Genomic DNA, 11435 nt, shown 5'->3' with positions numbered 1-11435 from the left:
GGAGCTAAGCAGGGGCGCCTTGGGATCAGACAGGAGCGATTCGACGAAAACGGGCTGATCCACAATGCCACCTGTCACATGAGACGGCGTCAAGCGCATCTGTACCAGCGATCCCAGACCGACCCACCCCATGGAGCATCACCAAATACTCCAGCCGGGACAAAACGCTCTTTGAGAAGCCGTTGTCATTCCGATCTCGGCCGTTGAGTTTTAGCTGGTGAGGCGTGAAGTGCCCTTCGGTGAGGGAGCGCTGGGGCCGCAACGAAGTACAGCAGCCACTACGACCGCAGCTGACCGACGCCGGCCCGTTCGATCCCCTCGGCGATGTCGCCCGCCACCGGGACCGGCGGGCGACGGCGCCACGCGCTCGCGGCGTCAGGAGAGGGTGGAGGCGCGGTTGACGAAGGCTCCGATGGCTTCGTGCCAGCGCCGGTCGATGTCGGACAGGCTCCTGCCGATGCCACTCATCCACGACGGCGGGTAGGTCGGCGGGTAGCCGGCGAAGATGAACAGCCGGTCCACGACCTGGTAGTTCGGTGTCCAGGATCGCGCCGCCCTGTCCCACTCCTCCCGTATTTCCGCGATGCGGCGGTGGTCGTCGCGTCGCAGGCCGAGCAGCAGGCCGGAGGTCCACTCCCGCCAACCGCGGAAGCCGGACGAGGCGTTGACCACCGCCGTCACCTCCGTAAGGACACCATCGGCATCATGGTCATCGGCTGCGAGGCACAAGACCTTCGCCGCCAGCGCGGTCCGCATATTGAGCCACATGCCATAGCGGTCGGCCTCGGCGATCGCCGCATCACATTCAGCGACCGTCGTACGTCCGACGAGCGCAGCTCGCCACAAGGCGATCGCATCGTTCTCCAGAGAGACGCGGTGCTGTCCGACGGACCGCAGGTAGCCGGCGCGGCCTGCGGGGCCGGCGATCCCTTCCGCCATCTCTCCGCGATCGTGGGCAAGGTCCCCCTGTATTCGCAGGTCAGCGCCGGGATCGAGCGGATAGCGGTCAAGGTGCTCGCTCAGCGCTTCGTAGCGACCAAGGGTGTGCAGGGTTCGGGCAACCTGGTAGCGCACCCTCCCGGATTTGGGCTTCTCCGACAGGAGTTCCAGGAGGATGGGAAGGGCCAGGTCGCTCTTGCCGGTGGTGCGGTGCGCGTACGCGAGGAAGCGGCGGGCCACCCGGTGAACGTCGTCCGGTAACGGGCCGGTCAGCAACCGCTCCAGGTAGTCGATCCGCTGACGTGCCGTGCGGCCGCGCCACCCCTCGAAGAACCGGGACAGCTGTCCCATCCAGTTGTCCTCAGCCGGCGGCGGCAGCCGTTCAGCGGTCTGCCTCATCCCCGGCAGGTCGATCAGCGCCTTGAGGAGCCATGGCGCCCGCATGTCATGCGCCGCGCAGAGCCCCGCGACGAGCTCCAGGACGTCGAGCCGCTGCCCGACGTTGTCCAGAACGTCCTCGTGAAGCTGCCGCAGGGTTTCGACCAGCGTGTCGGCGCGGGCCGTGCGGTCCGTCGGCGCCCACGCCCCCCGGTGGATGACGGACTCGTTGGCGATCGCCGAACGGACCGCGTCGTGAAGCCGGAACGGGAACACCGGGTGGTTGTCCTCGCTGACGAGTGACCGTCTGCAGAAGCGCTGGGCGTCGCCCAACAGCCCACCGGTCACTCGTGCCATCAGGTCGGGGTCGAAGCGGGGAATCAGGCTCGCGGTCCGCGCGATCTCGCGTTCGTTCTCCGGGAGGTCGGCGAAGACCCGCGTGACCAGTTCGGGCAGCGATCCGCCGAAGGCGACAGGGTCGAGCGGGCTGTCGGCGGCAGCGCGGGCGATGGACATGGACAGGTCCAGATAGAGGGGCAGGCCGTGGGCGCCGCGCCTGATGCGGTCGATCACCTCGGTGCCGAGGTGCGGGTTGCCGGCCGTTCCGGAAGCCGCCGCCAGATAGCGATCGACATCGGCGTCCGACAGGTCGCCGACCAGGTGCTGGTGAGGTTCGGCCCGCTCGCCCAGACGGAGACCGGGCCAAACCTGAGGACCGGACGCCGGCAGCACCCCGGTCAGTGCGCCGGCATCCCAGTCCAGACTTTTCCGGGAGGTGACCACCCACAGCACCCCGGGCGTCAGATGGACGATCCGGTTGAACAGCCGCTCCTGGATCCGGTCGCCTCCCTGGATGTACTCGGCGGCGTCGGCGAACGCCACCACCACGGGCCTTTCACCGATCTCCAGCCTCTCCAGGTCCCAGGAGAGCAGTCCGGCCAGGGTCGCCGCCACGTACGGCGACGGATCCAGACGCGCCTGTTCGATCACTGCTGCCAACGGAGCACACTCGCGCAGCGTTCTGCTGCGCAGCCGGCGCGTACGGACCGCGTCGACCAGCCGGATCCCCGTACGCACGGTCAGCGGCCCTACGCCGAGCCGTGCCCCGGCGTCGGCGAGAACTTCATTGAGGGTGTCCGTGATCTGCTCCCGCACATCGAATCCACCCGCGCTCCGAAGATCCGGCAGCACCGTTCCCGGACGTGCCAACGCCCACCACGCCGCCAGGCCCAGATCGAACGCCGGGAAGCGTCCGCCGAGGTCGGCGACGGCGGCCCGCAGGCAGAGCACGATGTCGGCAGCGCCGACCACCGTGCTGCCGTGAAAGTCGACCCGGACCGTCCTGACCGGCTGGTCGAGCCGCGGTGCGTCGCCCCAGTCACCGGGATCCCCGAGCTCGCCGAGGATCCAGCGTTCCAGGCGCCTCGACAGCTCCGTCTTACCGATCCCACCGATCCCGTAGAAGGTGAGCACGTTCTCCCGCGCTGTCCGAGCCAGTACGGAGCCGCCGTCGAGCAGCCGTTCCAGGTGTCGCAGCAGCCCGCGCTCGAAGGCCTGGTTCTCGGCATCGCGGTTGGTGAACAGGTCTGCAGCGGAGTACTGAGGGTCGAAAATGCGGTCGAAGTCATTCACGATGAACTCACGTCCCCTCAGGCCGTGTTGAGCGAATGGCCGGAGTGCGGCCGGGCGACGATCCACGGTCTCACGGGCCGCACCGCAGGCGCCGGAAGTCGGCTTCGTCGACTTCAACGACGGCGATCGGCCGTACCGGCCGGCGCCTCAGCGGCCGGTCCCCAGGGCTGCCGCCTCAGCGGCCGGTCCGTACGGCTCGGCGCCTCCCCGGGCCACGGTCACCGCCCCAGCCCGCCAACGGCGACGACAGCAGCGGCAGTGGCAGCGGTGGAAGCACTGGCGGCGGGGGCGGATCCGTCGCCTACGGGAAATGCTCCGAAGCGCGCGCCGCGGGCGTGGCACCCGTCCACCGCGGCGAGCCGGGCTACGGCTCCCACCTCGACCGGGACGGCGACGGCGTCGGTTGCGACGCCGGATCGTCTGAACGTCGCCAGGGAGTCCGGTCAGGGGTGCGGCAGCCGGTCCGCCCCTGACCCTCCTCCAGCAGCACGGCCGAGGACCCCGGCCACGCACCACACCCGGCCGAACATAAGATCAGTTGGCTACGGTTGACGTCCGCCACGGCGGAGGACGGGGGACACCATGACCGACTCGACCGACGGCTACGCACCGCACCCTCACATCGGGGGCCGCACCGCCGCGCTGCGTGCCCTCGCCGCATGGCGGACGCAGGAGCCCGGCGCACCGCGCGTCCTCGTACTCACCGGGAGTCCGGGCAGCGGCTGTTCGCGGTTGCTCACCGGGTTCCTGATGCTCTGTGACCCGGAGTTTCGCAAGCAGCTGCCACTGGACGAGCTCGATCCCACGATCGTGCCGCCCGAGCTCCCCGCGCCGGCCGTGCCCGGCCCGGAAGGCCTGACGGCGGCTCAGGTGCTCTGGGTGCTCGCGGACCATTTCGGGTCGCAAGCCGCCCGTACCGAGGACGTGTACGCCGAACTGGCCGCCCGCGCCGAGCCCGTGACCGTCGTCGTTCCCGATGTGGACCGGGCCGGGCCGGTACGAGCCGCCGGGGAGCCGGCGCGGCTTGTACGGGAGGTCCTGAAGCCCCTTGCCGCCACCGAGACCGTACGGCTCCTGGTCGACGTACCGCGCCCGCTCGCGGCCGAGTTGGCCGCGTTCGCCGCCGGATCGCCGTCCGGCGTCGTGCAGATCATCGACCTCGACGAGCCCGAGTGGGCCGACCCGGAAGGTCTGGTCCTGCACGCCGACGCGGTGCTCGATCCCCGATTCGGCGCTCCGGAGCTGCCGTTCACCGCCGACCCGGAGGCCCGCCACGCCCTCGCCGCATCCATCGCCCACCGCGCGGCCGCGGGTCCCGGCAGCCGGCTGACGGTCCAGCTCGCCGTCAACGGCATCCTGCTGCACCCGGACGGCTTCGATCCGGCGGACGCGACGTTGCTGCCCAGCAGCGTCGGGGAGGCGGTCGACCTGCACGCCCGACGACTGGGCGCGGATCCCCGCACGCTGCGGCTGATACTCGCCCCGCTCGCCCTCGCCGAGGGCGACGGGCTCCCGGTCGAGCTGTGGGGCCGCCTCGCGAACGCCGTCGCCGGGGCGGACATGAGCGAGCCCATAGCGGGCGGAATGACGCTCGCCGGACCGTTCGTCCAGCCCGTGGAGCAGGACGACGACCGTACGCTGCTGCGCCTGCTGCACCCCGGCCTCGCCGAGGAGATCCGTGCGGGACTGCCGGACGTGCACGCGGCGCAGACGCAGATCGCCATGGCGCTGCTCGAGGCCGTCCCCGAACAGGACTGGGCCAAGGCCGACCCGTACGTACGCGACTACATCGCCGGACACACACTCGACGCCGGGCTACTGCCCCAACTCCTCACCGATCCCAGCCTCTTCGTGCACGCCGACCCCGTCGTGCTGCGGGCGGCCGTCGAAGCCGTGCCGGTGGAGTCACTCGCCGCGCCGGCCCGTACCTATCTGCGCTCGGCTCCGCTGTTCACCCGCACCCAGGCACCCGCCACGATGCGCGCGGCCCTCCTCGAGACCGCGTTCGTCGAGGACGGCATGCCCGAACATGCTGCCGCACTGCACGAGATCGGGCTCGATCTGCCCTGGCGCACCCTGTGGAGCCTCCCGGTTCCGGGTGTCAGCGCCGTGACCGTCGGCAGCCTCCCGCAGCCGGGCCGGCAGGCGGATTCGGATACGGATCCGGATTCGGGTCCCAGGGCGGGTGCGGGCGCGGGAGGCGTCCAAACCGACCCGAGCTGCGACCCCGACCCGACGGAACCGGAAGCCTCGGCCGCCCTCCCCGTCGCCGTCCTCGTCGTTCCCGAGGGCACGCCGGGCGCCCGCCCCGTCGCGGAGAGCGGCGGCGCAGCGGTGCTCGTCCACGCTCTCGTACGGCCCGGGCTGCTCCACGAGTCCGAACCGGAACGGATCCTGCGCCCCTCGGAGGACGAGCGGGCGGCCGCCCCGCTCGCGTTCAGCCGCGGCGCCGACTACCTGCGGGTCTGGGACCGCGGAAGCGAGCAGGTCGTGGCAGCGCTGATCTCCGACACCCCGTTCACCGGCGCCGACCTCTCCTCCGACGGCGTCCTGCTCGTCGCCACCGGGCGCGGGGTCAAGGCCCTGCGCATCCTGTCGCACGTATCAGCGATAGCCTCGTAGTTGCCCTCAGTGGCCACCCGTACCCCCTCGAAGGTCTCGAAGGAGTCCCCTCTTGATCAGCCAGGCGCAGGCCATCGCCATCGCCGACCGATGGCTCAACCCGTACGGCGCGCAGGCTCCGCAGCGCCAGGTGGCCACGCACGAGTTCGACCTCGGCTGGGTCGTATGGGCCGTGCCGCCGCCGCCCGAGCGCGACCCGGTGACCGGTCAGCGACGGCCGCCCGCCGAGGTCGGCAACGCGTGCGGTGTCGTCGACCGCCGGTCGGGCGAGCTGACCGTCTGGCCGTCTGTGCCGGTTGAAGAGGTCGTACGGATGTACCAGCAGAAGCACGGGGGCGGCGCCACCGCGCCTGCCGCGGCCGAGGCGCGCCCGGTCACAGGCCCCGGCAACACCGCCGTGTTCACCTTCGTCGACCCCTCCAACGGCGAGGAGACGACCCTCTTCCGGAACTCGGCCCCCGGAATGCCGCACTCCGAGTACCAGGGGTGGGCGGAACTCCAGCGGATGGGTGTCCCCGCGCAGAACGTCGTCGGCGTGCACACCGATCTGAGCTCCAGCCTCCTCCCCGGCGGCTACCCCGGTGAGATGCTCCGCAACGCCTTCCCCAACGCCCAGTTCTCCTGCACGCAGAATTACGGTGAGCGTCCCGAGGAGCGTGCCGAGGGCATCGCCGGGCTGCTCCAGCACGTCGAGATGATGCACCGGATCGCCGGCCAGCAGCCGCCGCCGGCTCCGCACCGCGTCCCCGTGCCCGCGAATGTCACGCCTGCCGATCCCGTACGGGACGTGGCTCTCGGCCGCTGGCTCGCCGAGGTCTTCGGCGCGGAGGGCGTACGGCGCCACGACGCCGACGACGTGGCGCACACCCAGCTGCCCGAGGCAGCGAAGGGGACGCTCACCTGGGCGGGGCTCCCGGCTGAACTGCCGTTCTTCTTCACGGCCGACCGGGCGGACGCTCCTCCGGCGGGCGGTCTGTTCACCGACATGGCGACGTACATGCGGGAGGTCGGCACGGCGGCCACCGAGATTGCTCTCGAGGTTCTCGGTGGCCATGTCCGTATCGGCTCCGACGGGGTGTCCGCGATCACGGTGCAGTGCACCGCGCCGCCGCATATGACGAGCCCGGTCGGCCAGGTCTGGGCGGTCCCGCCGCGCGATGCCAAGGGCCGTCGCGTGAACGTGTCGGTGTCCGCCTTCGTCCGCTCCCTTGCGCTGCTCGCCACGACCCGCGAGGGGATGCAGGGTTTGGACCCGGTGGCGGCGGGTGCGGAAGTCGCCGCGTTCCAGGCGCAGTTGGCCGCGATCGACGCGACCGCGCTGGAGGACCCGGACAACTGGTGGTCCGTGATCGTCGAGCAGATGTGGCACGGACTGTTCTGACGAAGCCCGGCCCGCGGCTCCCGTCGCCGCTGCGCTGCCGCTGCCGCTGCCGCTGCCGTGGCCGTGGCCGTTTCATGTGACGGATGGCCTTGACTCGGGAGCGTTTCCACTGGTCCGGGAGGGTGGGAGGGAAGGCCGTCGGCGTTCCCGGGGCCTGCTTACCGTCCTGGACCGCCGGGTGGGCGATTTCGAGGCCGACCTCCGCCGACCCATTCACCCGCACTGGCGTACGCTTCCCGCGCGGGTGACCCCGGTGATTGAACGGAATCCGCCGACAAGCCGTACGGATAACGGCGGCCCCGACCTCCCGAGCCTGGTCCGCCTTGCCACTACCGGGCTTCGCACGGAAGGACCTTTGGGTTGTCGCCCTTCACAAGCTCTCGTCGGCCGCCGAATACGGACAAGGCAACCACGGAGGAGGGCCTGACGCCGGACGGCCCCCCGGAGGGCACGCCGGACGACGCCGCCGCGGGACAGGACGCCGCCGCAGGTGACGGCACGCCCGTACGTGAGGAAGCCGCCGCAGGGGGTGACGGCACGTCCCCCCGTGAAGCCGCCCCAGGTGACAGCGCCCCCCCAGGTGACGGCGCCGCCGCCCGTGAAGAAGCCGCCGCAGGTGGCGCCGCCGGCGTCGACCCGGACGAGGTCGTCGCGGGCGGCGGCCGGCGGGACAAGTACCCGGCCGCGGCGCGGGCCGTGGCGTGGGCGACCACGGCCCTGGCAGCCGCGCTGGTCCTCTCCGCCCTCCTCCTGCCGAACCAGCTCACCCGCCTCACGCCCAGCACGTTCGCGCGCATTCCGGTGGAGGGAATCCTCGGCGCCGCCGTGCTGCTCGTCCTGCCGCCGAAGGCGAGGAGGGTGGCGGCGGTGCTCGCCGGGGCAGGCCTCGGCCTGCTGACCATCCTGAACCTCCTCGATATGGGCTTCCACTCGGTTCTCGACCGGCCGTTCGACCCGGTGCTCGACTGGATCCTGTTCGACGACGCCGAGTCGTTCCTCAGGGACTCGGTCGGCGAGGCCGGCGCGATCGGTGCCGTGATCGGGGTCGTGGTCCTCGTCCTGGCCCTGCTCGTCCTCATGACGCTGGCGGTCGTCCGCCTGAGCAATCTCATGGTCCGGCACAGCGCCGTGGCGACCCGTACCACCTTCGTACTCGGGACCGCCTGGATATCCTTCACGGCGCTCGGCGTGCAGATAGCCGGCGTGCCCCTCGCTTCCACGAGCACCGCCGAGCGCGTCAACGACCGTGCGCATCAGGTGAGTGCGGGCCTGGTGGACGAGCGGGAGTTCGCCAAGACGGCCTCCGTCGACGCCTTCCGCGACACCCCCTCCGACCAGCTGCTGACCGGGCTGCGCGGCAAGAACGTCATCTTCACCTTCATAGAGAGCTACGGCCGCAGCGCGCTCCAGGACCCGCAGATGGCATCGCAGGTCGACGCGGTGCTCGCGGACGGGAACAGCCGGCTGCGCGCGGCCGGGTTCTCCTCCCGGAGCGCCTTCCTCACGTCACCGACGACGGGCGCCCACAGCTGGCTGGCCCACTCCACGTTCGCGTCAGGTCTGTGGATCAAGAACGAGCAGCGCTACCGCAACCTCACCTCGAGCGACCGCTTCACCCTCACCGGCGCCTTCCGGCGCACCAACGCCTGGCGGACGGTCGGCATCATGCCGGGCGTCACCCGGGCTTGGCCGGAGGGGAAGTTCTACGGCCTCGACAACATCTATGACTCCCGGCAACTCGGTTACAAGGGGCCCAAGTTCAGCTGGACGCCCGTACCCGACCAGTACAGCCTGTCCGCCTTCGAACGTCTGGAGCACGGCAAGCCGGGCCACAAGCCGTTGATGGCCGAGATCATCCTGGCCTCCAGCCACAACCCCTGGGCGCCCATACCCAAGATGATCGGCTGGGACGAGGTCGGTGACGGCTCGGTCTACAACGCCATCAAAAAGGCGGGCAAGGACCCCAAAGAGGTGTGGAAGGACCCCAACCAGGTGCGAACCGAGTACCGGCGTGCCATCCAGTACTCGCTGAACAGCCTCATCTCCTATGTGGAGAAGTACGGCGACGACGACACCGTGCTCGTCTTCCTCGGCGACCACCAGCCCGTCCCGACCGTTACTGAAGGCAACTTCGGCCGGGACGTACCGATCACGATCGTCGCCCACGACCAGGCCGTGATGGACCGGATCTCCGGCTGGGGCTGGCAGGAAGGTCTGAAGCCCGGCCCGAAGGCCCCGGTCGCGCGGATGGACACCTTCCGCGACCGCTTCCTGACTGCCTACGGTCCGAAGTCCGGCTCCACCCCGTCCACGAGAAGCCGGTAACCGCCGGGGGCACACCAGGGGCCGACGGACGGGCCGACGACCGATGGGCCCCGATCACCCTCTGTGGCGGCCGACTTGGGATCTCTGCTCGCTGAATCCCAGGAGGAGCGGCCAGGACGAGCAGCCAAGTGGAGGGGCCGAGAGGAGCGGTCAGAGCCTGGGCAGCCCCCGACCGGCCGGGCGCCGCGCTACTGGGCGGCAAGTGCCTTCCGCAGACGGGCACAGACCTCCTCGACGGCCGCCCCGTCCGGAACGATCCCGGCGTCGAACATGGCCATTTGCAGAGCCGGGCCGTAGGCGCTGTGCCGGTCCAGATCGTCCTTGAGGGCGGGCTGCACGACGAAGTGGATATGACCGGGCACCGCGCCGGCATGGGACCAGAGGCAGACGTAGACCTGCTCCGGATTCATCGTCGTAGTGACCGCTGCGCTGACCCGCTGGAGCAGCGGGCCGAGCTCACCGGTTTCCTCGGCTGCCAAGTCGGCGACGTGGACCACGTGTCGGATGGGCTTGACCACCAGCGTTCCCAGGCCCAGCGGCCCCACGCAGTGCTCAACCACCCACCGGTCGGTTGTGAGTACCGTGCCGCCGGGCAAGGGCTCGGTGCCGGCGATGAGCCCACAGGCCATGCAGTCCCGTTCGGTGTCCCCGTTCACGCGCAAGGCCGCGACTCCTCAGTTTCGGAAGTCCCTCAGAATCCTGCACAACAGCGCCCGCATCAAGGACCAGTTGGCGTACAGGCCGGAAGCCCGCGTGCACCTCACGCGGAAACGGGACGTTCACCGGGTTTTGGTGACCGTCCATTGCGTGACGGGCATGGCCTGGCGCCAGCCGGTGAAGTCGCCCACGGGGGCCGCGTACGCGACCGCGAGCCGCACCAGTTCGCCGCCGTGGCGGCGGTACCGGTCGGCCAGCAGCGCCTCGGATTCCAGGGTCACGGTGTTGGCAACCAGCCGTCCGCCCGTGGGCAACGCGTCCCAGCAGGCATCCAGCAGCCCGGGCACCGTCAGCCCGCCGCCGACGAACACGGCGTCCGGCGCGGGCAGTTCGGCCAACACCTCGGGTGCGGCGCCGGTGACGACCCGCAGGGCCGGTACGCCGAGCCGCTGCGCATTGCTGCTGATGCGTTCGGCGCGAACGGGATCCCGCTCGACCGTGACCGCCCGGCAGGAGCGGTGCGCGCGCATCCACTCGATCGCGATGGAGCCGGAGCCGCCGCCGATGTCCCACAGCAACTCGCCGGGAGCGGGTGCCAGCGCGCCGAGCGTGGCCGCGCGTACATGCCGCTTGGTGAGCTGCCCGTCGTGTTCGTACGCCTCGTCCGGCAGTCCGGGCGCGACCGCCAGCCGCAGAGCGCCGTCGGCGCGGCGGCACTCGACCGCGATGACATTCAGCGGATCACCCGACGGCTGCGCCCAGTCCTCCGCGGTGCCCTCGACGTGCCGCTCGCGCCCCGCCCCGAGCTGTTCGAATACGTGCATCCGGCTCGGCCCGAAGCCACGCTCGCGCAGCAGTGCCGCCACCTCGCCGGGCGTCGCGGCGCCGGCGCTGAGCACCAGGAGCCGGCGGCCGTCGTGCAGGGCGGCGGCGAGGTTCGCGGTGGGGCGGCCGACCAGCGTGACCACCTCGGTGTCCTCCAGCGGCCACCCGAGACGTGCGCAGGCGTACGAGGCGGACGACGGGTGCGGCAGGACGCGGAGCCGCCCGGCGCCCAGCACCTCGGACAGGGCCCGCCCGATGCCGTAGAACATCGGATCCCCACTGGCCAGTACGGAGATTCGGCGGCCCGCGTGAGCCGCGAGGATCCCCGGTACGGCGGGCCGCAGTGGCGACGGCCACATCACGCGCTCGCCCGCGCACTCCGGCGGAAGGAGATCCAACTGCCGCTCCCCGCCGATCAGTACCTCGGCGTCCCTCAGTGCCTCGCGCGAGCCGACGGAGAGCCCGCCCCACCCGTCGGCGCCGATCCCGACGACGGTCACTGCTGGTGCGGGGGCTGCTGAGCTCACTGCCGAATACCTCAAGATCGGGAGGGGACAGAGCCGAACTCTACTGGCCACCGCCCTCACCGCCCCCTCGGGGGATGCCGGCCCCACGTCGCCCCCTCGGGGGACACCGTGCCCCACATACCGCCACGCCGCCGGCCGGCTCCCCACCG

6 protein-coding genes and 1 pseudogene are annotated in these 11435 nt (G+C 71.0%); 4 read left to right on the top strand and 3 right to left on the bottom strand.

Annotation, left to right across the window (positions count from 1 at the left end):
- Window positions 1–375 precede the first annotated feature (375 nt).
- A complete protein-coding gene (locus ABZW18_RS03500) occupies window positions 376–2949 on the bottom strand; it encodes a hypothetical protein (protein WP_356181440.1) in 2574 nt (857 codons plus the stop codon).
- A 230-nt stretch (window positions 2950–3179) separates the two neighbouring features.
- Between ABZW18_RS03500 and ABZW18_RS03495 the strand changes: the two are divergent.
- From ABZW18_RS03495 to ABZW18_RS03480, 4 genes and pseudogenes are all read left to right on the top strand, one after another.
- A pseudogene (locus tag ABZW18_RS03495) lies at window positions 3180–3422 on the top strand (excalibur calcium-binding domain-containing protein); the annotation flags it as partial.
- A gap of 109 nt (window positions 3423–3531) precedes the next feature.
- Window positions 3532–5571, top strand: a complete 2040-nt coding sequence (locus ABZW18_RS03490; protein WP_356181437.1) for an ATP-binding protein — start codon at window positions 3532–3534, stop codon at window positions 5569–5571.
- A gap of 52 nt (window positions 5572–5623) precedes the next feature.
- The gene (locus ABZW18_RS03485) at window positions 5624–6952 is read left to right on the top strand and encodes an SUKH-4 family immunity protein (protein ID WP_356181434.1); all 1329 of its coding nucleotides are present in this window, start codon (window positions 5624–5626) and stop codon (window positions 6950–6952) included.
- Between the two features lie 360 nt (window positions 6953–7312).
- Window positions 7313–9277, top strand: a complete 1965-nt coding sequence (locus ABZW18_RS03480) for a sulfatase (RefSeq protein WP_356181431.1) — start codon at window positions 7313–7315, stop codon at window positions 9275–9277.
- A 188-nt stretch (window positions 9278–9465) separates the two neighbouring features.
- Here the strand turns inward: ABZW18_RS03480 and ABZW18_RS03475 are convergent, their stop codons facing one another.
- A complete protein-coding gene (locus ABZW18_RS03475) occupies window positions 9466–9933 on the bottom strand; it encodes a hypothetical protein (RefSeq protein ID WP_356181428.1) in 468 nt (155 codons plus the stop codon).
- 123 nt (window positions 9934–10056) lie between these two features.
- The gene (cbiE, locus tag ABZW18_RS03470) at window positions 10057–11286 is read right to left on the bottom strand and encodes a precorrin-6y C5,15-methyltransferase (decarboxylating) subunit CbiE (RefSeq protein WP_356181425.1); all 1230 of its coding nucleotides are present in this window, start codon (window positions 11284–11286) and stop codon (window positions 10057–10059) included.
- Window positions 11287–11435 lie beyond the last annotated feature (149 nt).

Source organism: Streptomyces sp. NPDC004647 (genome assembly GCF_040609575.1).
Taxonomy (GTDB): domain Bacteria; phylum Actinomycetota; class Actinomycetes; order Streptomycetales; family Streptomycetaceae; genus Streptomyces.
This window is presented reverse-complemented; position numbering and strand designations above follow the sequence as displayed.